Raw genomic sequence first — 23,329 nt, 5'->3', positions numbered from 1 at the left:
CTGTGCGAACGATCCCCCTTGCACCGCGGAGGTCCCCCTGTGCCCACACCGCACCGCTCCCCCCGTCCGCCGCGCCCCCGCGCCGCTCCCCCGCAGCTCAGGTCGAGAAAGCAGGACGAGAGGCCCCGCTGGGGCATGCGGGTCGCGACCGGTCTGTCCGTGCTGGTGCTCGGCGCCGGCGGGATCGGTCACGCGGTGGTGACCAATCTGGAAACCGGGATCGACCGCATCGATCCGTTCAAGGACATGAAGAACCGGCCGCGGGCCGGGAACGGCACGAATCTGCTGCTCGTCGGCACCGACGGCCGCGACAGCATCAGCAAGGACGACAAGAAGAAGTACCGGCTTGGCGGTGCGCCCTGCTACTGCACCGACACGATCATGCTGGTGCATCTGTCGGCGGACAAGGAACGCGCGAGCGTCGTCTCCCTTCCGCGCGACAGCTACGCCGAGATCCCGGAACACCGCGACCGGAACACCGGCGCCGAGCACGCCGCCCACCCGCTGAAGCTGAACGCCGCCTACGCGGAGGGCGGGCCGAATCTGACCGTGCGGACCGTCGAGGACATGACCGGTATCAAGATCGACCACTATCTGGAGGTCGACTTCACCAGCTTCATGAAGACGGTCGACACCCTGGGCGGGGTGCAGATCTGCACCACCCGGCCGCTGAAGGACTCGTACACCGGTCTCGATCTCGCCGCGGGCACCCACTGGCTGAACGGCGGGCAGGCGCTCCAGTACGTGCGCTCACGCCATGTCGACGGGGCCGCGGACCTGGGCCGGATGCAGCGCCAGCAGAGGTTCCTCGCCTCGCTGATCAAGCAGACGACCAGCAGCGGTGTCCTGCTGAACCCGGTGAAGTTCCGGGACATCGCCTCGACGATGCTCCATTCGGTCCGGGCCGACGAGGGGCTCGGCACAGAGCAGATCCTGGAACTCGGCCAAGCGATGCGCGGCTTCACCGCGGCGTCGTCCGAGTTCACCTCCGTACCGATCAGCGACCCCTCCTATCCGGTCAAGGGCATCGGCTCGACGGTCAAGTGGGATCCGAAGAAGTCGGCCAAGCTTTTCCAGGCGCTGCGTGACGACAAGCCCCTCGCGGTGAAGCGGCCGGAGCAGGCAGCTGCGAAGCCCGTCGATGTCGCGCCACAGCAGATTCGGGTCCAGGTCTACAACGGAACCCCGATGGACGGCCTCGGCAGGACGGCCGACGACGCCCTGCGCGCCACCGGGTTCCGTACGACGCAGGCCCCGCTCAACGGGGCACCGCGGGAACTGAAGCACACCCTGGTCGAGTACGACCCGAGGTGGGACCGGTCGGCGAAGTCGCTGGCGGCGGCGCTGCCGGGGGCCGAGCTGCGGGCAGTCAAGGGGCTGGGCTCGACGATGAAGGTGACGACGGGAGCGGACTTCGGCAAGGTCGAGCGGGTACGGGCCGAGGACACGCACCCGGGCACGTTCGCCACGGTCACGGGTGACCAGGTGGCATGCCCGTAGCGAGGCGCCCCGTGGGCGGAACTCCGGGGCGGTGGTCCTCCCCGGAGTTCCGGGGAGGACGCCCCGCCGTCAGTCCTCGATGCCTTCCGCCGCGCGCTTCTCGCGCAGTTCCTTGATCGCACGGCGCCGGGCCAGCCGGTGCGTGCGCCGGATCTGCGCCTCCTGGTAGCGCCGCTTGTCGCGCTCCGTCTCGGGGATCACCTGCGGTACGGGGCGCGGCTTGCCGTCCCCGTCGACCGCCGCGAACACCAGATACGCGGTGCCGACCTGCTGGGCCGGGGTCGATTCGTTCCACCGCTCGGCCATGACCCGGACGCCGACCTCCATCGAGGAATGGCCGGTCCAGTTCACCTGGGCACGGACGTGAACAAGGTCCCCGACGCGTACCGGCTCCAGGAAGACCATCTCGTCCATCGAGGCCGTGACCGCGGGTCCGCCGGAGTGCCGGCCGGCCACGGCGCCCGCCGCGTCGTCGACCAGCTTCATGATCACGCCGCCGTGCACCGTACCCAGCAGATTGGTGTCGCTGCCGGTCATGATGTGGCTGAGGGTGGTCCGGGACGCCGCAGTCGGCTTGCCCGGAATGTCGCCCTCCGGGCGTGGGGCCTGATCTGTCATACCGTCTACCTTATGCGGGGGGCCCTGCGCCGCGGACATTGCATCAGCTTCGCAACAGCCCAGGCCCGATATCTCACACCCCCTGTAATACTGGCACGCCCGGACTGCACACTGGACCGCATGAGCGACAGGCCCGGTGGATGGACCGACGACGACCGCAACGACCGCTACGGGCGGGGCAGTGACAGCGCCCAGCCCGAGGGCGCCCGCGTCATGCGGCACGTCCAGCGGCGCCCCGCGCCGCCGCAGCAGCGACCGACGGCGCCGCGACAGCGTCAGCCCGAGGCGCCGCAGTACTCCGGCGGTTATGACGACAACGCAGGGTACGGCGGCGGTTACAACACGGGACAGGTCTACGGCGGCGGCAACGGCGGCGGCTACGGTCACGGCGGCGGCCGGGGTGACGGCGGTTACGTCCAGGGGAGGCCCGCGCCCAACTGGCGCCGCCGGATAAAGATAGGCGCCCTGACCCTCGTGGTCGTGGTGCTGGCCGTCTCCATCGGCACGTACTTCTGGGCCGACTCCAAGCTCAAGCGTGAGGTCGACCTCTCCAAGGTGATCGAGCGACCGCACGAGGGCGACGGCACCAACTATCTGATCGTCGGCTCCGACAGCCGCGCGGGCATGACGGCCGAGGACAAGAAGAGGCTCCACACCGGCTCGGCCGAGGGCAAGCGGACCGACTCGATGATGATCCTGCACGACGGATCGAACGGCCCGACGCTGGTCTCGCTGCCGCGTGACTCGAACGTCGAGATCCCCTCGTACAAGGGCTCCGACTCCGGCAAGCTCTACCCGGCCCGTGGCCGCTTCACCAAGCTGAACGCCGCATACGCCGAGGACGGACCCGAACTGCTCGTCCGCACGGTCGAGTTCAACACCGGACTGCACATCGACCACTACGTCGAGATCGGCTTCGGCGGCTTCGCCAAGATCGTCGACGCGATCGGCGGGGTGGAACTCGACATCCCCAAGGCGTTCAAGGACAAGAACTCCGGCGCCGATTTCCAGGCCGGCAAGCAGACCCTCAACGGCGAGCAGTCCCTCGCCTTCGTGCGGACCCGGTACGCCTTCGCGGGCAGCGACCTGGACCGTACGAAGAACCAGCAGAAGTTCCTCGCGGCGCTGGCGAGCCAGACGGCGACGCCGTCCACGATCCTCAACCCGTTCAAGCTGTACCCGACGATGGGCGCCGGTCTCGACACTCTGATCGTCGACAAGGACATGTCGCTGTGGGACCTGGGCAACATGTTCTTCGCGATGAAGGGCGTCACGGGCGGTGACGGCAAGTCCATGAACATGCCGATCTCCGGCTCCACGGGCGGGAACCTGGTGTGGGACAAGGCCAAGGTCAAGCAGCTGGTGGAACAGCTCAACAACGACGAGAAGGTCACCGTCTCCGGTAACTGACGGCAGGCGGACGCGGGGCCCGGACGGTTCGCCGTACGGGCCCCGCGTCATGCCCGGCCCGGATCCGCCGCTCGCTCACGTCGAACGCGGTCATCACACGCCTCCGGCGGGCCCCTGCGGCTCGACCTCGTCCAGGTCCTCGTACAGCGCGTCCAGAATCCGTCCGGTTGGCTCGCCCCGCGGTGTCAGCTCGGCCAGGCACCAGCCGGGCAGCTTCTGTTCGATCTCGGGCGGAAGGTCGCCGTCCGCCGGGTCGGCCAGTCCGTAGAGAAGACCGAACGCGGTCTCCTTCGCTACCTCACGGGCTATCTCCCCCAGGTCGCCGGGGGTCAGACCGAGGGCCAGCGCCCGTTCGACGGCACCAGCGGCGAGCCCGTCCTTCCGATAGGCCTCGACCCAGTCGGGCGCCGCCGTACTCCACCCGTCGATGTCCTGCCAGACCATCCGCAGGAACCGGTAGCGGGCGAGCTGCGGAATGTTCTCCTCGGCCTCGGATTCGGCCCAGCCCTCCGCGTCGTCGGCACCGAGCGCGGTGAACAGGCCGGTGAGTGCGGTGATGTCGGTCATGGAAGGGGAAGGTACGCCATGGCGCCCGACGTAACGATCTTTTGCGGGCCTGCTCCGCCACTGTCCGCCGCAGGTGACAGTGCCCAATCGTCCAACACCCGTGCCCCGATGCCTGGATCAACAAGGCTCAGGGCAACGGTGCACAGGCCTCAGCTCCTGGACGCGTACGTCACGAACTCCACCCACGCGGCAAGCGGTACGGCGAATCGAGGGCCATCGGCGTTCTTGGAGTCGCGGACGTGGACCGTGTCAGAAGCGGCGGCGACCTCGATGCACTCACTGCCGTTGCTGCTGTCGCTGTAGCTGCTCTTGGCCCACTGCAAGACGGAGGCGTCCCCGGCAGACGGCTTGCGGATCATGTCTCTCCCAGCACTCGCTCGATGAAGGCCCTCGACTCCCTAGGGGTGAGAGCCTGGGCCCGGATCACGCCGTAACGCAACTCAAGGATTCGGAGGTGCTTCGGATCGGAAACGGGCCGGCCACCGAACGCACCTTCCGAACGTCCCATCGCCGTACCGTCCTTGAATTTCAGCACTTGGATCTCCCCGTCGATTCCCGCGTGCTCCTGGCGGCCGATCGGCATCACCTGAAGTGTGACGTTTCGCGACTCGATAATCTCCAGCACGTGTTCGAGTTGGCGGCGCAACACCATCTTGCCTCCGAGCGGACGCCGGAGCACCACCTCTTCCTGAACGAACCCGAGCGTGGGGCTGGGCGATCGCTCGAAGATCGCCTTGCGGGCCACGCGTGCATCGACTCCTCGTTCCACCTCATCCTGCGAGTACGCAGGCTGCCTCATCGAGAACAACGCCCGTGAGTACTCAGGCGTCTGAAGAAGGCCATGGAAGCTGCTGTTGCCATAGGCCAGCAACTCGACCGCCTGAGCCTCCATACGCGCCAGATCCCGCACCTTCTTCGGGTAGCGGACCTCCGCCACATCCCGCTTCATCGCGGCAAGTTTCCCGCCCGCACCCAGCACCTCGTCCGCCCTGTCCAGGAACTCCGGGCGAGGGATGCGCCGACCGCCCTCCACCTTGTAGACCAGGTCCTCGCCGTACCCGATCGCCGCCCCGAACTCGCCGGCCCGCATCCCCGCCGACTCCCGCCACGCCTTGATCTGGCGGCCCACCGCAGCAACCACCGCAACCCCCGACTCGTCATCGGGATCGACGTCCCAGCCGGGCTCATCCGCCCCGCCGTCCCCACGCTCCGTACCGGTCTCATCCACACTCATCCGTGCCCCACTTCCGACGCGCATGCCGTTCTTGCTCAACCCCTGGTGTCCCCAGCACGTCACTCCGGACAGCCAGGACAGCACTGGACAAGTACGGGACAATCACCGTACGTAAGGGGCTCGTCACTGTTCACGGTACGCGCGCCCGGCCACGCTGAGTGATGTGAACCAACACATCACCCGAAACGAACGTTCCGCTCCCACCCGGCAATTCACCGTGCTGCTGTCCCCGACCCGCCGAGGCGCCCGGCTCGCCCGACTGCTCGCCACCGCACATCTGGGCGACTGGGGGCTGCCGTCGGAGAAGGCCGCGCACATCGTCGCCGAGCTGGCCACCAACGCCACGGTCCACGGCCGCGTGCCGGGCCGGGACTTCCAACTGAGTCTCGCCGTCCACCGCGACGCACTCCTGCGGATCGCGGTGACCGACACCCGGGGCGAGCAACTACCTCCCACGCCCGGCAGCGCGTCAGCCCCCGCTGACGATTCGGAATCCGGGCGCGGCCTGCTGATCGTCGAGGCGCTCGCCGACCGCTGGGGAATCGACCTCGGGCCTGTCCCGCGCAAGACGATCTGGGCCGAACTCAGCCTCCTACCGTGACCGCTCCACCGGGTCGCGAAGACCCACGACCCGGTGAGCCACGTCGCCGCGCCCCACGACGCATAAAGCATTAAAGAACCTGGGGAAATTACCCTCCCCACCCAAACCCGGCCCCACCCCGCCCTCGTCACTCGCGCGGGTGACATAGGGCAACTGGGCTGGATTTCATATGGGTTGGCAGGCATATGCTCGCCGCGACAACTACAGACATGCGACGGCCCCCGACGAGACGCCAATCTCGACCGAGGGCCTGACCACCGAGGAAGTTAGGCCCTTCCCGATGGATACCCAGCAGGTTACCGCGCCCCCATGCGCCCCGTCCCCCGTACCCGGGGACGCCACACCGTCATCCGGCGTCATCCACATCAACGTCCGGCACGCCGCAGGCTTCACGGTCCTCGGCAACCACCTCACCCAGCACCGCGGACTCTCCCTCACCGCCATCGGGCTCGCCGCACACATCCAGTCGCTGCCCGTCGGGGCGAAGATCGGCATCAAGGTTCTCTCCGAACGCTTCCCCGAGAGTGGGACCCGCATCGCCGCCGCCCTGCGCGAACTCGAAGCAACCGGCTACCTCCACCGCAGCCGCGTACGCCTTCCCAACGGCCGCGTCGTGACGCGCACGGTCTCCTACAACCAGCCGGGCGCCACCACGTCCACCGCCCCAGCACCCGAGCCGCGGACCAGGCGGACCAAACCGGCAGCCCCCCGGCCCACACCACAGCCGCGACTGCGCGAGACCGCCCCCGCCGAGGCGCCGCAAGCGCCCGCGCCGCAGCGGACGCCCGAACCGCACCCCACCCCCGTCCTCGTACCGGCTCCCACCGCCCCCAGGACGCCGCCCCCGCCGCTCCCCCAACCGCGGGCACTCACCCCCAACTGCACCAAGCAGCCGCCGCACTCCTCGCCGACCTGCGCCGCCATGCACCTCAGCTCGTCCTCTCCGAGAACGACATCCGCACCCTCACCCCCGGCGTCGCCACCTGGCTCGAACGCGACGCCCACCCCGGCACCATCCGCCACGCCCTCACCACCGACCTCCCGAGCCCCGTGAAGCACCCGGTCAAGCTCCTGCGCCACCGGATCACGACGCTCCTGCCACCGCCGCTGCCGGGAGGCCAGGACGTCGCACTCGCACGCCCCGGAGTCATCGTCATCCCGCTCCAGAACTGCGACCGCTGCGACCGCGCCTTCCGCTCCCGCCACCCCGGCCACTGCCGCGACTGCCGGGCAGACCTCCACACAGCCGCCTGACGGAAACGCCACCCGACCCGAACGGACCTCCATGGTCAGCTCGCCCCACGAGGCAATGCACCGCATCTTCCAGGAGTACCCGGGCCTCTTCTCCCGCGTCTCCGAAGTACTCGGAGTCGACATCCCACCACCCACCTCGGCCATCGCCCTTCCCACCGACCTCACCGAAGCCCGTCCCGTCGAACGCCGGGTGGACACCCTCCTGCGCATCGAAACGGAGCTGGACGGGCCCTTCCTCCTCGCCATCGAAGCCCAGGGCAAGAAGGATCCGGCCAAGACCGCCAGCTGGCCGTACTACGTCGCCTACCTCCACAACAGATACGGGCTGCCCATCCTGTTGCTGGTCGTCTGCCAGGACCACGCGACCGCCGCATGGGCCGCACGCCCCATCTCTATCGGCCTCCGCCACTGGCAGACGCTCGCGCTGAACCCCCTCGTCGCCGGGCCGCACAACATGCCCGTCATCACCGACGTGGCCGAAGCCTGCAAGGACCTCGCTCTCGCCACCCTGGCCGCCATCACGCACGCCGACAACCCGGACGTCGGTGCCATACTGAAAACCCTGTCCGCCGCGCTGCGGGACGCACCGGAATCCGTCGCCGACCCCATCGTCGAACTCACCGCACAGGGCCTGGGCAACCGCCCGGCCGCACAACAGTGGAGGAACCTGGTGGCCGTGGACCTCTCTTTCTACAAGTCCTTCATGTCGGAAGAAATCCGAGACGAAGGCCGGGCAAAGGGCCGAGCAGAAAGCCTCTTGCTGGTCCTCGAAGCACGCGGCATCGCCATCACCGACGGGATCCGCGAGAAGATCGACACCTGCGACGACCCCCAGTTCCTGCGCCAATGGCTCAACCGCGCCGCCACCGCCGCCTCCGCCGAGGAAGTCTTCGCCGAGGAGTAACCCCCGCCCCGCCGGCTACGGCCCGGTCGGCCCGTCTCACGCGGTCTCTTGGCCGCCACATACACGTCCGGCCCCCGATGTGCGCATCGGGGGCCGGACGCCAAGGCAATAACCGCTACGGCAGGTTCCTCGCCATGACGATCCGCTGGACCTGGTTCGTACCCTCGTAGATCTGCGTGATCTTGGCATCGCGCATCATCCGCTCCACCGGGTAGTCCCGCGTGTAGCCGTAGCCGCCGAGCAGCTGGACCGCGTCCGTGGTGATCTCCATCGCGACATCGGAGGCGAAGCACTTGGCCGCGGCGCCGAAGAAGGTGAGGTCGCTGTCGAGGCGCTCGGACTTGGCGGCGGCGGAGTAGGTGAGCTGGCGGGCCGCCTCCAGCTTCATCGCCATGTCGGCGAGCATGAACTGGACGCCCTGGAAGTCGCCGATCGGCTTGCCGAACTGCTTGCGCTCCTGGACATAGCCCTTGGCGTAGTCGAGGGCGCCCTGCGCGATACCGAGGGCCTGGGCCGCGATCGTGATGCGGGTGTGGTCCAGGGTCTTCATCGCGGTGGCGAAGCCGGTGCCCTCCTCGCCGATCATGCGGTCGGCGGGGATCCGGACGTTGTCGAAGTAGACCTCGCGGGTCGGGGAGCCCTTGATGCCGAGCTTCTTCTCCGGGGCACCGAAGGAGACGCCCTCGTCCGACTTCTCGACGACGAAGGCCGAGATGCCCTTGGAGCGCTTGGTCGGGTCGGTGACGGCCATCACCGTGTAGTACTCGGAGACGCCCGCGTTGGTGATCCAGCGCTTCACGCCGTTGAGGACCCAGAAGTCGCCGTCGCGGACGGCCTTGGTCTTCATGCCGGCGGCGTCGGAGCCCGCGTCGGGCTCGGAGAGGCAGTACGAGAACATCGCGTCGCCCTTGGCGAGCGGGCCGAGGTACTTCTTCTTCAGCGCCTCGGAGCCGGAGAGGATCAGCGGGAGCGAGCCCAGCTTGTTCACGGCCGGGATCAGGGAGGAGGAGGCGCAGACGCGGGCCACCTCCTCGATCACGATCACAGTGGCGAGGGCGTCTGCACCGGCGCCGCCGTACTCCTCGGGGACGTGCACGGCCTGCAGTTCGGAGGCGACCAGGGCGTCCAATGCCTCCTGCGGGAAGCGGGCCTCCTCGTCGACCGCCGCAGCGAACGGGGCGATCTTCGCCTCGGCGAGCGCACGGACCGTCTCGCGGAGCATGTCGTGCTCCTCGGCCGGACGGTACAGGTCGAAATCGGTGGAACCCGTCAAGACTCTCACTCCCCAGGGATGCTAACTACCGTTAAGTAACCCGATTTTAGGTGCCTGGCCCACAAAGGCCTATGGGAGCTGCACGTGAGCTTCGCGACAGGGGTCCCCCGAGCCCGTAAAACCCGGCCTTCAGAGGCACGACTATGCTCGTTCACCGCATGTCTGTCCGCATCTCTCAGGAGCACTCCATGGCCCTCAGGATCACTGTGATCGGCACCGGCTACCTCGGCGCCACCCACGCCGCAGCCATGGCGGAACTGGGCTTCGAAGTCCTCGGTCTCGATGTCGTGCCCGAGAAGATCGAGATGCTCAGCAGTGGCCGGGTCCCGATGTACGAGCCGGGACTGGAGGAGCTGCTCCACAAGCACGTCGCGGGCATCGAGGGATCCACCGGGCGGCTGCGGTTCACCACCTCGTGGGAAGAGGTCGGTGCCTTCGGTGATGTGCACTTCGTCTGCGTCAACACCCCGCAGAAGCACGGCGAGTACGCCTGCGACATGTCGTATGTGGACTCCGCCTTCGAGTCGCTGGCGCCGCAGCTCACCCGGCCCGCGCTGGTCGTCGGCAAGTCGACCGTGCCGGTGGGCTCCGCCGCCCGGCTCGCGGCGCGGCTGGCGGAGCTGGCGCCGGCGGGCGCGGACGCGGAGCTGGCCTGGAACCCGGAGTTCCTGCGCGAGGGCTTCGCCGTGAAGGACACCCTGCACCCGGACCGGATCGTCGTCGGTGTGGCGAGCGAGCGGGCCGAGAAGCTGCTGCGCGAGGTGTACGCGGTGCCGGTCGCGGAGGGGTCGCCGTTCGTGGTGACGGACTTCCCGACCGCGGAACTGGTGAAGACCGCGGCGAACTCGTTCCTGGCGACCAAGATCTCCTTCATCAACGCGATGGCGGAGGTCTGCGAGGCCGCCGACGGTGATGTGGCGAAGCTGGCCGAGGCGATCGGTCACGACGACCGGATCGGAGCCAAGTTCCTGCGGGCCGGTATCGGCTTCGGCGGCGGGTGTCTGCCGAAGGACATCCGGGCCTTCATGGCGCGCGCCGGTGAGCTGGGCGCCGACCAGGCACTGACCTTCCTCCGTGAGGTCGACTCGATCAACATGCGGCGCCGCGGTCACATGGTGGAACTGGCCCGGGAGGCCGTGGGCGGGGGCTCGTTCCTCGGCAAGCGGGTGGCCGTGCTGGGTGCGACGTTCAAGCCGGACTCGGACGACGTACGCGATTCGCCGGCCCTGAACGTGGCCGGTCAGATCCACCTCCAGGGCGGCCAGGTCACCGTCTACGACCCGAAGGGCATGGACAACGCCCGGCGGCTCTTCCCGACGCTCGGGTACGCCGAGTCGGCGCTGGACGCGGTGCGCGACGCGGACGTGGTGCTGCACCTGACGGAGTGGCGGGAGTTCCGCGAGCTGGACCCGGCGGCGCTGGGGGAGGCCGCCGCACACCGGATCATTCTCGACGGCCGCAACACGCTGGACAGCACGCTGTGGCGCGACGCGGGCTGGACGTACCGGGCGATGGGCCGGCCTCGCGCCTGACCCGCCCCAGGACATGCCCTACCGGTCGTCGGGGACGTTCGACGGGTGGTCGGTGAGCGTGTGGGCCGCCGAGCGGGAGGGCCGAAGCGGGTGAGTCCGCTGCCGCGTTCAGGGGACGGGAGGAGTGCCCTCCCGTCCCGTGGGACGTCAGGCCGCCGGGGCGTCGAGTTCCTCGATCGTGGCGTGGGACGGGCCGCGTCGCGTCCGCAGGTCGCGGGCGACGGTCTCGGCGTCGCGCAGCACCCGTACCGCGTTGCGCCAGGTGAGTTTGGCGAGGTCGGCGGCGGACCAGCCGCGGCCCAGCAGTTCCGCGATCAGGTTCGGGTAGCCCGAGACGTCCTCCAGACCTGCGGGGAGGAAGGCGGTGCCGTCATAGTCGCCGCCGATACCGATGTGGTCGATCCCGGCGACCTCACGCATGTGGTCGAGGTGGTCGGCGATCGTCCCCACGGTGGCCATCGGGCGCGGGTTGGCCGCCTCGAAGGCAGCGTGGATCTTCATGGCCTGCGCGGTGGTGTCGAGGTGGTGCAGGCCGTGGGCGCGCATGTTCTCGTCCGCGGCCCGGGTCCAGGCGACGGCTTCCGGGAGGACGAACTTCGGTACGAAGGTCGCCATGGCGATGCCGCCGTTGGCCGGGAGCTGCGCGAGGACGTCGTCGGGGATGTTGCGCGGGTGGTCGCAGACCGCCCGCGACGAGGAGTGCGAGAACATCACCGGCGCGGTGGAGGTGGCGAGCGCGTCGCGCATCGTCGTGGCCGCCACGTGGGAGAGGTCGACCAGCATGCCGGTGCGGTTCATCTCCCGTACGACCTCGTGGCCGAACGGTGAGAGACCGCCGACGCCGGGCTCGTCCGTCGCCGAGTCCGCCCACGCGATGTTGTCGTTGTGGGTGAGCGTCATGTAGCGGACACCGAGGGCGTGCAGGGCGCGCAGGGTGCCCAGCGAGTTGTTGATGGAGTGGCCGCCCTCGGCACCCATCAGGGAGGCGATCCGGCCCTCGGCGCGGGCCGTCTCCATGTCGTCGGCGGTCAGGGCGCGCCGCAGGTCCGCGGGGTAGCGGTCCAGCAGCTCGGTGACCACGTCGATCTGTTCGAGGGTGGCGCTGACCGCATCCTCGCCCGCCATGTCGGACCGTACGTAGACGGACCAGAACTGCGCGCCGACACCACCGGCCCGCATCCGCCCGATGTCGGTGTGGAGGTGGGCGGACTGGTCGGTGGCGAGGTCGCGGGCGTCCAGGTCGTACCCGACCTGTTCGCGAAGTGCCCAGGGCAGATCGTTGTGACCGTCGACGACCGGGTACTCGGCGAGGAGTTCCGCAGCCTGTGCGAGGTGGTCCCCGGAGTGGTCAGTGGTCCGTTCCGTGATCTGATCCGCCATGGTCGCCCGCTTCCGCTCGTGTCCGCTGTGTCTGCTTGCCGAGGCTACTTGCCGAATCCGAAGGAGTCGCTGCCCTCGACCTTGCTGCGCAGCCGCTTGCCCTTCTCGGTCGCCTGGTCGTTCAGCTCCTGCTGGAACTCCCGCATGCGGGCCAGCAGCTCGCTGTCGTGGGCGGCGAGGATACGGGCGGCGAGCAGACCCGCGTTGCGCGCACCGCCGACCGACACGGTCGCGACGGGCACACCGGCCGGCATCTGCACGATGGACAGCAGGCTGTCCATGCCGTCCAGGTACTTCAGTGGAACCGGGACGCCGATGACGGGCAGCGGGGTGACCGACGCGAGCATGCCTGGCAGGTGGGCTGCGCCGCCCGCGCCCGCGATGATCGCCTTGAGGCCGCGGTCCGCGGCGTTCTCCCCGTACGCGATCATTTCGTGCGGCATGCGGTGGGCGGAGACGACGTCGACCTCGTACGGGATCTCGAACTCGTCGAGGGCCTTGGCAGCTGCTTCCATGACGGGCCAGTCGGAGTCCGAACCCATGACGATGCCGACGACCGGCGCGGCGGAGGCGGGGGAAGTCATTCGGTGATCGTTCCTCGCAGGTAGTCGGCCGCGTGCCGGGCGCGCTCACGCACATCCGCCAGGTCGTCGCCGTAGGTGTTGACGTGTCCGACCTTGCGGCCGGGCTTCACGTCCTTGCCGTACATGTGGATCTTGAGCTGCGGGTCGCGGGCCATGCAGTGCAGGTACGCCTGGTACATGTCCGGGTAGTCGCCGCCGAGGACGTTGCACATGACCGTCCAGGTGGCGCGCGGGCGCGGGTCGCCGAGCGGCAGGTCGAGAACGGCCCGGACGTGGTTGGCGAACTGGGAGGTGATCGCGCCGTCCTGGGTCCAGTGCCCGGAGTTGTGCGGGCGCATCGCGAGCTCGTTGACGAGGATGCCGGGAGTCCCGTCGTCATTGCGGGTCTCGAAGAGTTCGACGGCGAGGTGGCCGACGACACCGAGCTCGGCGGCGATCCGCAGGGCCAGCTGCTGGGCCTCGCCGGCGAGCTGCTCGCTCAGCTCGGGGGCCGGGGCGATGACCGTGTCGCAGACACCGTCGACCTGAATGGACTCGACGACCGGGTAGGCGACTGCCTGGCCGTGCGGCGAGCGGACGATGTTGGCCGCCAGCTCCCGTACGAAGTCGACCTTCTCCTCGGCGAGGACCGGGACCCCCGCCCGGAACGGGTCGGCCGCGTCCGCCTCGGAGCGGACCACCCAGACGCCCTTGCCGTCGTAGCCGCCGCGGACCGTCTTCAGGATGACGGGGAACCCACCGACCTCGGCCGCGAACGCCGCGGCGTCCGCCGGGTCCGTCACGATGCGGTGGCGGGGGCAGGGCGCGCCGATCTCGTCGAGCTTCGCGCGCATCACCCCCTTGTCCTGGGCGTGCACCAGCGCGTCGCGGCCGGGGCGTACCCGAATGCCGTCCGCCTCCAGGGCCCGCAGATGCTCGGTCGGGACGTGCTCGTGATCGAACGTGAGCACATCACAACCGCGTGCGAAGGCGCGCAGCGTGTCCAGGTCGCGATAGTCGCCGATGACGACTTCGCTCACCACCTGGGCCGCCGAGTCCTGAGGGGTGTCGCTGAGGAGCTTGAATTTGATGCCGAGGGGGATGCCCGCCTCGTGGGTCATACGGGCGAGCTGACCGCCGCCGACCATGCCGACTACCGGGAACGTCACGCCTCCAGGGTATCGGGCGTCCCGATGGCCGCCGGACGATGCCCCTGGGGCGGCGGCCGGAGGCTTCGTGTCACAGGCGCGCCACGCCTCTGTCGATGCTCACAGGAATCTCCTAGGAGGCCTGGATAGCATGTCCGGGTTGACCGAATCCATGGACGGGGCTGAGTCATCACCATGAACGAACGGGGCGTACTACGGACCCGGCTGGATGCGCTGGCCCGGGAGGTCGCCAAGTTCGGCGTGGTCGGTGCGATGGGTCTGCTGGTCAATATGGCGGTGTCCAACCTGCTGTGGCACACCACGGACCTTCAAGTGGTGCGGGCCAGTCTGCTGGCCACGTTCGTCGCCATCCTCTTCAACTACGTGGGCTTCCGCTACTGGACGTACCGGGACCGTGACAAGACCGGGCGGACCCGGGAACTGACGCTGTTCCTGCTGTTCAGCGCGGTGGGTGCGGCGATCGAGAACGGTGTGCTGTACACGGCGACGTACGGGTTCGGGTGGGACGGCCCGGTCCAGAGCAATGTCTTCAAGATCCTGGGAATCGGGATCGCGACGCTGTTCCGGTTCTGGTCCTACCGGAGCTGGGTGTTCAAGGCGCTGCCTGCCAAAGACGGCGTAGCCGTGGTGGCACAGGGGCGCGGGGCCGCGGAGCAGGTGCCGGTGGAGCCGGCGGAGACCGTACGGCGTTGAGGCACCGGGGGCGTCCGGTTGCCGCTTCACCCTCGGTCTCCCCTCGGCGGGCCTGATTCAGCGGACCGGTCGTTCCGGTTCCTCGCGGTTACGGGCCACCCGGCTCAGGAACAGGGCGAAGACCGGCGGTTGCTGCTGGAGCAGTTCCAGGCGACCGCCGTCCGCCTCGGCCAGGTCGCGGGCGACCGCGAGGCCGATTCCCGTCGAGTTGCGGCCGCTGATGGTCCTCTCGAAGATCCTGGCGCCCAGATCGGGCGGGACGCCGGGGCCCTCGTCCGTCACCTCGATGACCGCCTGATTGCCGGTGACGCGGGTGCGCAGGGCCACCGTGCCGCCGCCGTGCATCAGTGAGTTCTCGATCAGTGCGGCCAGCACCTGGGCGACCGCGCCCGGCGTGCCGACGGCCCGCAGGCCCTGTTTGCCGGAGCGGACGATGGCGCGGCCCTCGCCGCGGTAGGCGGGGCGCCACTCCTCGATCTGCTGCTTGACGACCTCGTCGAGGTCGAAGACGACCGCCGAGCCGGTGCGCGGGTCGCGGGCGTTGGTCAGCAGCCGCTCCACCACGTCGGTGAGGCGCTCGACCTGGGTGAGGGCGATGTTCGCCTCCTCCTTCACCGTGTCCAGGTCGTCGGTGACGGAGATCTCCTCGATCCGCATGGAGAGCGCGGTCAGCGGCGTGCGGAGCTGGTGGGAGGCATCGGCTGCGAGCCGGCGTTCCGCGGTCAGCATCCGGGCGATCCGTTCGGCGGAGGAGTCGAGGACGTCCGCGACCCGGTCCAGCTCCGGCACCCCGTACCGCTTGTGGCGCGGCCGCGGGTCACCGGAGCCCAGGCGTTCCGCGGTCTCGGCGAGGTCGGTGAGCGGCGAGGCCAGTTTGTTGGCCTGGCGTACGGCGAGGAGCACCGCGGAGACGATCGCGAGCAGCGCCACCGCACCGATGATCAGGAGCGTGCGCCCGACCTCGCCGGTGACGGCGGAGCGGGACTCCTCGACGGTGACCTTCTCGCCCTGCTCCCCCTTCGCCGTACTTCTGATCACACTGCCGGTGGGACGCGTGCCCACGGTGATGGGGGCGCGGCCGGGGATCTCGACCCGGGCGTACCGGTTGTGGGCGACCTGTTGGGCCAGCACCCCAGGGTTGATCCGTTCCGCCCCGAGGAGCCGGCTCTCGACCACACTGATCAGCCGCAGCGCCTCGGAGTCGACACTCTCCTGGGCGCTGTGGCTGATGGTGCGGGTCTCGACGATGACGAGGGAGACGCCGAAGACGGCGATCACCACGAGCACCACGGCGAGCGTGGAGTTGATCAGTCGGCGGCGCATGACTGTTTCTGTATGTCAGCTCTTCTCGAACCGGAAGCCGACGCCCCGGACGGTCGCGATGTAGCGAGGGTTGGCCGCGTCGTCGCCGAGCTTCTTGCGGAGCCAGGAGATGTGCATGTCGAGCGTCTTCGTGGACGACCACCAGGTGGTGTCCCAGACCTCGCGCATCAACTGGTCGCGGGTGACGACCCGGCCGGCGTCGCGGACCAGGACCCGCAGCAGGTCGAACTCCTTCGCGGTGAGCTGGAGCTCCTCGTCGCCCATCCAGGCCCGGTGCGATTCGACGTCGATCCGCACCCCGTGCGTGGCGGGCTGCGGGGCCGGGTCGGTGATGCCGCGCCGGAGCAGCGCCCGGACCCGGGCGAGGAGTTCGGCCAGGCGGAACGGCTTGGTGACGTAGTCGTCGGCTCCGGCGTCCAGGCCGACGACGGTGTCCACCTCGTCGGCGCGGGCGGTGAGCACCAGGATCGGCACGGCGTGGCCGTCGGCGCGGAGCCGTCGGGCTACTTCGAGGCCGTCCATCCCGGGCAGGCCCAGGTCGAGTACGACCAGGTCGATGCCGCCCTGGAGGCCGGCGTCGAGAGCGGTCGGACCGTCTTCGCGGACCTCGACCTCGTAACCCTCCCGACGCAGGGCGCGAGCCAGCGGCTCCGAGATGGAAGCGTCATCCTCGGCGAGCAGTACACGGGTCATGGAGTGATGGTAGTCCGCATGGGGCGGCCACTGGGAGGTGATCCACAAGGCCTGTAGGTCTGCGTCCCAATTCAAAGGGCCGCCTTGGAATATGCGATTTGGTTGCACCTGAACCTGTGATCCATATCTCAAGCCCTTTCATATCGACCATCGTGGTTCGTATGGTGACTCGACGCCTGTTGCACTACTCAAAGACCTTTGGGCAGCTTTAAGCGCCAAGGGTCTCTTTTGTGCACGGGCTGGCACCCGCCAGCCCTGGCGTCAGTGAATGACCTGTGGCCGGGCCCGGAGCGCAAGGATGTGCGCCGGGCGTGGATCCCGATGCAGCTGGTCCCCCGACTCCGGCACCCGCTCCGCGCACCGTGCGGAGTCCGGAGCGAATCCCTTCTCAGGCGTGAGGGGTGGGACGTTTGCCGCGTCGGTGCCGGCCTCCCCCCACCGGGCGCGTCACGCTCACGAGGCGTCGCGTCCCGAGCAAGCAAGGATCGACCATGGCGTCCAGCCTGACGAAGGACTCCGCCGGCACGGCCGGCTCGGAGAAGACCTTCTTCGGCCACCCCCGCGGCCTGGCCACTCTCTTCATGACCGAGATGTGGGAGCGCTTCAGCTACTACGGCATGAGGGCCCTGCTTCCCCTCTATCTGATCGCTCCCGACGGGCTTCACATGAACCCCGCCACGGCCACGGCGATCTACTCGGTCTACGTGTCGCTGGTGTACCTGCTCGCGATGCCCGGCGGCTGGTTCGGCGACCGTGTCTGGGGCCCCCGCAAGACGGTCGCCGTCGCCGGCACGGTCATCATGATCGGCCACCTGGCGCTGGCGCTGCCCATGCAGGGCACCTTCTTCGCCGGTCTCGGACTCGTCGCCATCGGCTCCGGTCTGCTGAAGTCCAACATCTCCACGATGGTCGGCCACCTCTACAACGGACCGGACGACCCGCGCCGCGACGGTGGCTTCACGGTCTTCTACATGGGCATCAACGTGGGCGCCTTCGCCGCCCCGCTGGTCATCGGCACCATCGGTGAGAGCGTCAACTGGCACCTGGGCTTCGCGCTCGCCGCGGTCGGCATGGGGCTGGGCCTCACCCAGTACCTGCTCGGCACCCGCCACCTGAACGAGCGCAGCCTCGTCGTCCCGAAGCCGCTGTCGGCCGCCGAGCGCACCGACACGCTGCGCAAGGGCATGATCTGGCTGGCCATCGCGGCCGTCTTCTACATCGTGACGGTTGTCACCGGCGTCTACACGCTCAACTGGATCCTGGTCCCGATCACCATCGCGGGTCTGGTCATTCCGGTGATGGTCCTGACGCGCATCAAGCGCGACAAGGAGCTCAGCGCCGCCGAGCAGTCGAAGATGTCCGGCTACATCTGGTTCTTCGTCGCCGCCGCCATGTTCTGGATGATCTACGACCAGGGCGGTTCGACCCTGGCGATCTTCGCCGACAACTCGGCCGACAACAGCATCCTCGGGTGGGACTTCCCGGTCTCCTGGTACCAGTCGGTCAACCCGGTCCTGATCATGGCGCTGGCCCCGGTCTTCGCCGCCTTCTGGCTGGCGCTGAACCGGCGCGGCAAGGAGCCGAGCACGATCGTGAAGTTCAGCTCCGGTCTGGTGCTGGTCGGTGCGTCGTTCTTCCTCTTCCTGATGCCGCTGACGATCGCCACGGACGGTCACAAGGCCGCCGCGATGTGGCTGGTCGCGATCTACTTCGTGCAGACCGTCGCCGAACTGACGCTGTCCCCGGTCGGTCTCTCCGTCACCACGAAGATGGCTCCGGCCAAGTACGCGAGCCAGATGATGGGTGTCTGGTTCCTGGCCGTCACCGCCGGTGACTGCACCACGGGGCTGCTCTCCATCGCGGGTGTCGAGCTGAACGGCACCGGTATCGTCGCTCTGCAGGCCGCCCTCGCGGCGGCCGCGGGTGTCGCGATCTTCATGTACCGCAACAAGGTCAAGCAGCTCATGGGCGACGTGCACTGAGGCACTGAAGCGCTGAAGGGCTGAACGGCTGAAGGGCCGCTGCACCGGATCGTCGGTGCAGCGGCCCTTCGCGTTCGAGGCAACTCAGCTCACCGGGTGCCGCGCAGCCTGCGCCACGGGGTGAACGTGAACACGGCGCCGCCCAGCAGGATCGCCGTACCGGCGACCAGGCCGAGTGCGCGCAGAGTGCCGTTGTCCTCGGCCCCGGTCTCGGCGAGTCCGCCTCCGGAGTCCGTACCGCCGCCGGTCGTGGCGCCGCCCGTGCCCGAGCCGCCCACGGCCCCGCCGGGCTGGGACGAGGTGTCCAGCTCCAGGGAGACCGCGACACCGGCGGGCGGGGTGCAGGTCGTCGTCGTGCCGAGCGCCTTCACGGTCAGCACGCCCGGGCTGAGGGTGGACCTACCGCTCGCGCCCGGCTTGTACGTACCCGTGAGATCGGGGATCCCGATCGGTTTGCCGGACTTGATGGGCTCCTTGTTGGTGGGGCCCTCGACATGGACCGTGCCCTTGTCGGCTCCGCCGAGCTTGACCTCCATGGAGGGCTTCACCGAATCGGCCGGAATGTCGGCGGGGCTGTCCATGACCGACGTACTGAACTTCACCGTGAGGTCGAAGCTGCCGCCGTTCTTCTTCGCGTCGATCTTCACCGGGGAGGTGGCGTTCTTGTCACCGATCGGGGTCTTGCAGGCGTACGCGACAGACACCTCCTTGCCCTCGAAGTCGGTCTGACTGCCGCCGCCGCCCGACCCGGCGGTGGTGCCGCCGGAGTCAGCGCCTCCGGTGTCCGTTCCGCCGGCCGTCGTGCCCGCCGTCGTGCCCCCTGCCGCCGCCGTTCCCCCTGCCGCCGTCGTGCCGCCCGCCGTCGTGCCCGCCGTCGTGCCGCCCGCCGTGGTGGAACCGGTGGTCGTGCCACCCGCTGTCGTGCCGGTGGTCGTACCGCCCGCTGTCGTACCGCCGCCGTCCGTGACCTTGATCGTCGCGCCCGGCTGAACGGTCTCCTTCGGGGAGCACTTGGTGTCGGTGGATATCGGCTTCGACACGTTGATGGTGTACGCGTTCGGCGTCAGCGTGATCTCACCGGCCTTCTCCAGCTTCAGCGTGCCCTTCATGTCGGGCAGCACCATGGCGCTGTTCCTGGGGATCGGCGGGTTCTGCCGTGGCCCTTCCATCTGCAGCGTTCCCGTGGCCGCGCCGCCGACCTCGATGGTGCCGGTCGGCTTGACCGTGTCCTTCTCCAGGTCCAGGACGTCGGGGTTCCTGGAAGCGGCCTGGACCGTCTTCCACACCACCTCGACGCTGTCCCCGACCTTTGCCTCGGCGGGTGCGGTCAGCCGCACCTCGGTCGTGCCCTGCACAGGAGGCAGTCCGGAGATGGACGGCGGTATGCACTCCGTCTTGTACGACACGTCGGCAGCCAGGGCTGGGCTCGCGGCCAGCAGGATCCCAGCGCCGCCGAGCATCAGCGCGACTCCGGCCGCGCTCATCCTCCGTTGCGTGCTCACGAATGTCCCTTCGTCGTGGGTCTGTTCTCTGACGGTGCGGAATCCGGTGTGAACCACGGCAGCGCGGCCGTGGTGGTCGCGCCCGGAGCGGGCCCTGCCGCGGACGCTGTCGAGGGGGTCGCCGGGGTGCGCGGTCCCGGGCGCAGCCTCGGGGGCTTCGCGGTCACGCCGGCCGGCAGCGCATGGCGGTGACGACCGGCGCGGGCCGGGGTGTACGCGGCGCGGGGCCGCACCTTGTCGACGATCGCCATGCCGATACGGAATACCGCGGCCGGTACGACGACGCAGAGCAGGATCCAGAAGAGCGTGACGCCCCAGGGACGGCCCACCCCCCACGGCTGTTCGGCCAGTGTTTTCGTCCCGTACCGCACGGAGATCCGGTAGTCGCCGTGGGCGCCCGCCGTCAGTTCGACCGGCAGCCCGATCTGTGCCTTGCGGCCGGGCGCGATGGTGCCGCGCCACTGCCGCTCCTCCCACTGCGGGGCGAAGACGCCGTGCGCGGTGCCGACCCGGAAGACCGGGTCCTTGACCGGCGCCGAGCCGAGGTTGCCCACGGTGAAGACGAGTTGCCGGGAGGGCGGGGCGCCGAACCAGGTGAGGATTCCGCTGTCGCCCTCCAGCCGGGTGGTGGCAAGCACCGCGAGCTTTCCGCCGTCCGTCTGTTCCGGCAGTGGGGCGACGGGGTGTCCGGCGACGACGAACCCGGCGTCGGCGGCTGCCTGTTCCCCGGTGACCGTCGCGACATGCACCACGCAGGGGCACGGCTTGGGCGGTTCGGAGACCGGCATCTTCTTACTGAAGGCGCCCTTGGCATCGGTGGTGACGGCGCGTCCGTCGGCGTTGGCACAGGAGTTGGTGCCGCCGATGACGCCCGTGGCGGGCGCGGACTGTCCGCAGATCAGCATCATCAGTAGGGTGTTCGGCCGCCATCCGGTGCCCTTGACGGTAATGTCGCCGCCCTTGCCCGCCTGCTTCCCGGAGAGGGTGACCGCGGGCTTTCCGTCCGCCGCTCGGGCGCCGGGCGCGGACAGGAGCAGCAGGGCGGGCAGCAGCGCGACGAGCAACGCGGCGGCCCACTGGTGGCTGCCGCGCCGGAGGGACGCCGGTCCGGTCTGTCGTCTCACGATTCCGCTCCCGCCTTCACCAAGTGCCTTCTCTCTGCCGGGGTTCGAGCTGCGTCGCCATGGTCCGGGCCGTCGTCGCCCGGTGGTCGGCGGTGGCTGCGCCGGAGCCGGTACGCGTACGCGCCTGCGGCGGCCAGGACCAGCAGGGCGCCGCCGGTCACCGGCACCCAGGGGACGAAGACCGCCGGGGCGGTCGCCTCGCTGTGCGCTCCGCCCGCGGCGGTGACGCGGAGCCGGACGGTGGTGGAATCGAGGGCGGGGGTGTCCCGCCACGGTTCGGTGAGTCTCACCCGCTGTCCGGGCAGCAGGTCCACCGGCAGGTTCCGGGCCTCGCGCCGCAGCAGGGTGCCGAAAACCCCGTCCGCGCTGACGGCGAGGCGTGGGGCGAGGGCCGCGTTGCCCCGGTTGACCAGGGTGTAGTGAATGGTCCGCCCGGACACGCTGACCTCCTCGACGGTCAGCGCGGTCAGCGTGGGCCCGCTGACCCGCAGATGAACGCGTACGCCCACCGAGCGCCCGGAGCTCTCGGCGACGATCGCCCCCGGGTGGTCGCCTGGCGACGCGCCTGCCGGGACGGTGACGGAGAACGGCACTTCGGCGCGGGTACGGGCGGGCACGGTCACCCGGTCCGCGGCGAGCCGCAGCCAGGCGCCGGTCCCGGTGGAGTCCTTCGTTCCGCGTACGGCGACGTCACCGCCCTCGGCGTTGTACGCATCCGCCCCGCGCAGTCGCACGGTGACCGGGGCGGTGCCCGGGTTGGTGACGGAGAGCCGGTCCTGCAGCACAGTGCCGGGCAGTCCCTCCAGGTAGAAGTACGGTCTGCCGCCGTCCTCGCCGCTCCGGGTCCCACCGCCCGCCACGGGCCGCGCCGTCCAGTCCGCGCCGCTCCGGTCGGCGGCGGCCGCCGGGGTCGCGGAGAAGACGCAGGCGAAAGCGCACAGCAGCGCTGCGAGAACGGCTCGGGCGAGGTGACCGGTCAACGGTGGCATAGGGGCAGGCTCCCTGGTGCGTACAGAACGGGCGTGTACGTACGGACGGCGCGCAGCGGCTCCGTGGAGCTCAGCCCGCGGCCCGCTGTCCGCGCCGGGTCAGCCACAGCACCCCGGCCGCACCGGTCAGCAGTACCGTGCCGCCGAGCGTCCCGAGCGCCATCGCCGAGTCGAGCGGTCCGGTCTTCGGCAGGGTGGTCTCCGGGGTGTCCTTCGAGCCGCCCGCCGCCGTCACATCGAGTTCGAGCGACGGCTTCGGACTGTTGCCAGGGGTGCAGGTCGTGGTCGTACCGAGCGCCTTGATGGTGAGCACTCCGGCGGTGAAGCCGACCTTGCCGCTCTTCTTCGGGGTGTACGTACCCGACAGGTCACTGATCTTGATCGGGGTGTTCGCGGGGATCGCCTCGGTGTTCGCCGGTCCCGAGACCTGGACCTGACCCGATTCGGCGCCGCTCAGCCGGATGACCGCGCTGGGCTTCATGGCGCCCTTGCCCAGCTCGACGGGGCTGGACGAGACGCCCTTCTGGAAGGACATCGTGAGCGTGTAACTGCTGCCGCTCTTCACACCCTTGATGTCGATGGGCGACACCGCGCTCTTGGCGCCGATCGGCGTCTTGCAGTTGTAGTCGACGTCCACGACCGTGGCGTGGGCGGCGGGCGCGGCCAGCAGCACCACTGAGCCGGCCAGCGCGGACGCCAGCGCGAGAGCTGTTCGCTTCGGGTACGGCACCTCAGTTCCCCTCATGCCGGAAGTCGCCGCGCGCCGCAACACTCCGACGCAAGTTACTGACGACACATCAGATTGGGCGCTCAAGGTACGCCTGGGGCCGTATGGAGGGAAGACAAAGAGCGCGCCGATCCGGCGCGCTCTTCGGGGGGGCAAGAAGGGGGGCCGCACGGCCCGACGGTTCGGGTGGCGACTAAGACCGACCGGCACATGGGGGGTGGGAGAAGGAGCGGGGCTGGGTGCGTGCAGCTGCAAGGCGGAGGATTGAGACATGGCGGAGCCATGGTGATT

General features: G+C 69.3%; 21 protein-coding genes and 1 pseudogene. 8 read left to right on the top strand and 14 right to left on the bottom strand.

Annotated elements, in window-relative coordinates; genetic code table 11:
- Positions 1–135 precede the first annotated feature (135 nt).
- Positions 136–1,500, top strand: coding sequence for an LCP family protein (locus tag AB0915_RS18060; protein WP_366692013.1), 1,365 nt, complete (start codon positions 136–138; stop codon positions 1,498–1,500).
- 69 nt (positions 1,501–1,569) lie between these two features.
- Here AB0915_RS18060 and AB0915_RS18055 read toward each other — a convergent pair whose 3' ends face one another.
- On the bottom strand, positions 1,570–2,118 hold the full coding sequence (locus AB0915_RS18055; RefSeq protein WP_366692012.1) for an acyl-CoA thioesterase: 549 nt from the start codon (positions 2,116–2,118) through the stop codon (positions 1,570–1,572).
- Positions 2,119–2,238: 120 nt separating this feature from the next.
- Here AB0915_RS18055 and AB0915_RS18050 point away from each other — a divergent pair, with 120 nt between their 5' ends.
- Positions 2,239–3,528, top strand: coding sequence for an LCP family protein (locus AB0915_RS18050; RefSeq protein ID WP_366692011.1), 1,290 nt, complete (start codon positions 2,239–2,241; stop codon positions 3,526–3,528).
- Positions 3,529–3,621: 93 nt separating this feature from the next.
- On the opposite strand, the gene AB0915_RS18045 is transcribed toward AB0915_RS18050, so the two are convergent.
- The 3 genes from AB0915_RS18045 to AB0915_RS18035 all read right to left on the bottom strand — a co-directional run bounded on the left by AB0915_RS18045 (position 3,622) and on the right by AB0915_RS18035 (position 5,329).
- Positions 3,622–4,095, bottom strand: coding sequence for a hypothetical protein (locus AB0915_RS18045; RefSeq protein WP_366692010.1), 474 nt, complete (start codon positions 4,093–4,095; stop codon positions 3,622–3,624).
- Positions 4,096–4,244: 149 nt separating this feature from the next.
- Positions 4,245–4,454 carry a DUF397 domain-containing protein gene (locus AB0915_RS18040; RefSeq protein ID WP_366692009.1) on the bottom strand — a complete coding sequence of 70 codons (210 nt, stop codon included), beginning with the start codon at positions 4,452–4,454 and terminating at the stop codon, positions 4,245–4,247.
- On the bottom strand, positions 4,451–5,329 hold the full coding sequence (locus tag AB0915_RS18035; protein WP_366692038.1) for a helix-turn-helix transcriptional regulator: 879 nt from the start codon (positions 5,327–5,329) through the stop codon (positions 4,451–4,453). Before AB0915_RS18035 ends, AB0915_RS18040 begins: the two co-directional genes overlap by 4 nt.
- Before the next feature lie 163 nt (positions 5,330–5,492).
- On the opposite strand from AB0915_RS18035, the gene AB0915_RS18030 reads away from it, so the two are divergent.
- The 3 genes and pseudogenes from AB0915_RS18030 (at position 5,493) to AB0915_RS18020 (ending at position 8,088) form a co-directional block, all read left to right on the top strand.
- Positions 5,493–5,930, top strand: a complete 438-nt coding sequence (locus AB0915_RS18030) for an ATP-binding protein (protein ID WP_366692008.1) — start codon at positions 5,493–5,495, stop codon at positions 5,928–5,930.
- Positions 5,931–6,210: 280 nt separating this feature from the next.
- Positions 6,211–7,184, top strand: a pseudogene (locus AB0915_RS18025) (helix-turn-helix domain-containing protein).
- Positions 7,185–7,215: 31 nt separating this feature from the next.
- Positions 7,216–8,088, top strand: a complete 873-nt coding sequence (locus tag AB0915_RS18020; protein WP_366692007.1) for a hypothetical protein — start codon at positions 7,216–7,218, stop codon at positions 8,086–8,088.
- A 115-nt stretch (positions 8,089–8,203) separates the two neighbouring features.
- Here AB0915_RS18020 and AB0915_RS18015 read toward each other — a convergent pair whose 3' ends face one another.
- A complete protein-coding gene (locus tag AB0915_RS18015; protein ID WP_366692006.1) occupies positions 8,204–9,361 on the bottom strand; it encodes an acyl-CoA dehydrogenase in 1,158 nt (385 codons plus the stop codon).
- Between the two features lie 188 nt (positions 9,362–9,549).
- Here AB0915_RS18015 and AB0915_RS18010 point away from each other — a divergent pair, with 188 nt between their 5' ends.
- Entirely contained in the window at positions 9,550–10,893 is a 1,344-nt protein-coding gene (locus AB0915_RS18010) for a UDP-glucose/GDP-mannose dehydrogenase family protein (RefSeq protein WP_366692037.1), read from the top strand.
- Positions 10,894–11,040: 147 nt separating this feature from the next.
- Here AB0915_RS18010 and AB0915_RS18005 read toward each other — a convergent pair whose 3' ends face one another.
- Genes AB0915_RS18005 through AB0915_RS17995 form a run of 3 tightly spaced genes read right to left on the bottom strand, consistent with a single transcriptional unit; the run spans position 11,041 to position 14,005 of the window.
- Complete coding sequence (locus tag AB0915_RS18005; protein WP_366692005.1) at positions 11,041–12,273, bottom strand: dipeptidase; 1,233 nt, start codon at positions 12,271–12,273, stop codon at positions 11,041–11,043.
- 44 nt (positions 12,274–12,317) lie between these two features.
- Positions 12,318–12,857 carry a 5-(carboxyamino)imidazole ribonucleotide mutase gene (gene purE / locus AB0915_RS18000; protein WP_266984915.1) on the bottom strand — a complete coding sequence of 180 codons (540 nt, stop codon included), beginning with the start codon at positions 12,855–12,857 and terminating at the stop codon, positions 12,318–12,320.
- Entirely contained in the window at positions 12,854–14,005 is a 1,152-nt protein-coding gene (locus AB0915_RS17995; protein WP_366692004.1) for a 5-(carboxyamino)imidazole ribonucleotide synthase, read from the bottom strand. Before AB0915_RS17995 ends, purE begins: the two co-directional genes overlap by 4 nt.
- Positions 14,006–14,179: 174 nt before the next feature.
- Here AB0915_RS17995 and AB0915_RS17990 point away from each other — a divergent pair, with 174 nt between their 5' ends.
- A complete protein-coding gene (locus AB0915_RS17990; RefSeq protein WP_366692003.1) occupies positions 14,180–14,698 on the top strand; it encodes a GtrA family protein in 519 nt (172 codons plus the stop codon).
- 57 nt (positions 14,699–14,755) lie between these two features.
- Here the strand turns inward: AB0915_RS17990 and AB0915_RS17985 are convergent, their stop codons facing one another.
- Together AB0915_RS17985 and AB0915_RS17980 are read right to left on the bottom strand one after the other, a co-directional pair.
- Positions 14,756–16,021 carry an ATP-binding protein gene (locus AB0915_RS17985; protein ID WP_366692002.1) on the bottom strand — a complete coding sequence of 422 codons (1,266 nt, stop codon included), beginning with the start codon at positions 16,019–16,021 and terminating at the stop codon, positions 14,756–14,758.
- Positions 16,022–16,036: 15 nt separating this feature from the next.
- Complete coding sequence (locus tag AB0915_RS17980) at positions 16,037–16,714, bottom strand: response regulator transcription factor (RefSeq protein WP_366692001.1); 678 nt, start codon at positions 16,712–16,714, stop codon at positions 16,037–16,039.
- 491 nt (positions 16,715–17,205) lie between these two features.
- Here AB0915_RS17980 and AB0915_RS17975 point away from each other — a divergent pair, with 491 nt between their 5' ends.
- Positions 17,206–18,696: an oligopeptide:H+ symporter gene (locus AB0915_RS17975; RefSeq protein ID WP_366692000.1), complete on the top strand. Its 1,491-nt coding sequence runs from the start codon at positions 17,206–17,208 to the stop codon at positions 18,694–18,696.
- An 89-nt stretch (positions 18,697–18,785) separates the two neighbouring features.
- On the opposite strand, the gene AB0915_RS17970 is transcribed toward AB0915_RS17975, so the two are convergent.
- The 4 genes from AB0915_RS17970 to AB0915_RS17955 all read right to left on the bottom strand — a co-directional run bounded on the left by AB0915_RS17970 (position 18,786) and on the right by AB0915_RS17955 (position 23,041).
- Positions 18,786–20,180, bottom strand: coding sequence for a hypothetical protein (locus AB0915_RS17970; protein WP_366691999.1), 1,395 nt, complete (start codon positions 20,178–20,180; stop codon positions 18,786–18,788).
- 14 nt (positions 20,181–20,194) lie between these two features.
- Positions 20,195–21,322, bottom strand: a complete 1,128-nt coding sequence (locus AB0915_RS17965; RefSeq protein WP_366691998.1) for a hypothetical protein — start codon at positions 21,320–21,322, stop codon at positions 20,195–20,197.
- Positions 21,319–22,311, bottom strand: a complete 993-nt coding sequence (locus tag AB0915_RS17960) for a hypothetical protein (RefSeq protein ID WP_366691997.1) — start codon at positions 22,309–22,311, stop codon at positions 21,319–21,321. Before AB0915_RS17960 ends, AB0915_RS17965 begins: the two co-directional genes overlap by 4 nt.
- A gap of 70 nt (positions 22,312–22,381) precedes the next feature.
- On the bottom strand, positions 22,382–23,041 hold the full coding sequence (locus tag AB0915_RS17955) for a peptidase (RefSeq protein ID WP_366692036.1): 660 nt from the start codon (positions 23,039–23,041) through the stop codon (positions 22,382–22,384).
- Positions 23,042–23,329: the final 288 nt, after the last annotated feature.

The sequence above is a fragment of the Streptomyces sp. NPDC048411 genome, assembly GCF_040704695.1.
Classification (GTDB): Bacteria; Actinomycetota; Actinomycetes; order Streptomycetales; family Streptomycetaceae; genus Streptomyces.
This window is presented reverse-complemented; position numbering and strand designations above follow the sequence as displayed.

Coding starts and splice junctions, on each gene's coding strand:
- AB0915_RS18060 (WP_366692013.1), top strand. CDS start 136: ATGCGGGTCGCGACCGGTCTGTCCGTGCTGGTGCTCGGCGCCGGCGGG.
- AB0915_RS18040 (WP_366692009.1), bottom strand. CDS start 4,454: ATGATCCGCAAGCCGTCTGCCGGGGACGCCTCCGTCTTGCAGTGGGCC.
- AB0915_RS17960 (WP_366691997.1), bottom strand. CDS start 22,311: ATGCCACCGTTGACCGGTCACCTCGCCCGAGCCGTTCTCGCAGCGCTG.
- AB0915_RS18005 (WP_366692005.1), bottom strand. CDS start 12,273: ATGGCGGATCAGATCACGGAACGGACCACTGACCACTCCGGGGACCAC.
- AB0915_RS17985 (WP_366692002.1), bottom strand. CDS start 16,021: ATGCGCCGCCGACTGATCAACTCCACGCTCGCCGTGGTGCTCGTGGTG.
- AB0915_RS18010 (WP_366692037.1), top strand. CDS start 9,550: ATGGCCCTCAGGATCACTGTGATCGGCACCGGCTACCTCGGCGCCACC.
- AB0915_RS18045 (WP_366692010.1), bottom strand. CDS start 4,095: ATGACCGACATCACCGCACTCACCGGCCTGTTCACCGCGCTCGGTGCC.
- AB0915_RS17980 (WP_366692001.1), bottom strand. CDS start 16,714: ATGACCCGTGTACTGCTCGCCGAGGATGACGCTTCCATCTCGGAGCCG.
- AB0915_RS17975 (WP_366692000.1), top strand. CDS start 17,206: ATGGCGTCCAGCCTGACGAAGGACTCCGCCGGCACGGCCGGCTCGGAG.
- purE (WP_266984915.1), bottom strand. CDS start 12,857: ATGACTTCCCCCGCCTCCGCCGCGCCGGTCGTCGGCATCGTCATGGGT.
- AB0915_RS18050 (WP_366692011.1), top strand. CDS start 2,239: ATGAGCGACAGGCCCGGTGGATGGACCGACGACGACCGCAACGACCGC.
- AB0915_RS18035 (WP_366692038.1), bottom strand. CDS start 5,329: ATGAGTGTGGATGAGACCGGTACGGAGCGTGGGGACGGCGGGGCGGAT.
- AB0915_RS17970 (WP_366691999.1), bottom strand. CDS start 20,180: ATGAGCGCGGCCGGAGTCGCGCTGATGCTCGGCGGCGCTGGGATCCTG.
- AB0915_RS17990 (WP_366692003.1), top strand. CDS start 14,180: ATGAACGAACGGGGCGTACTACGGACCCGGCTGGATGCGCTGGCCCGG.
- AB0915_RS18020 (WP_366692007.1), top strand. CDS start 7,216: ATGGTCAGCTCGCCCCACGAGGCAATGCACCGCATCTTCCAGGAGTAC.
- AB0915_RS18055 (WP_366692012.1), bottom strand. CDS start 2,118: ATGACAGATCAGGCCCCACGCCCGGAGGGCGACATTCCGGGCAAGCCG.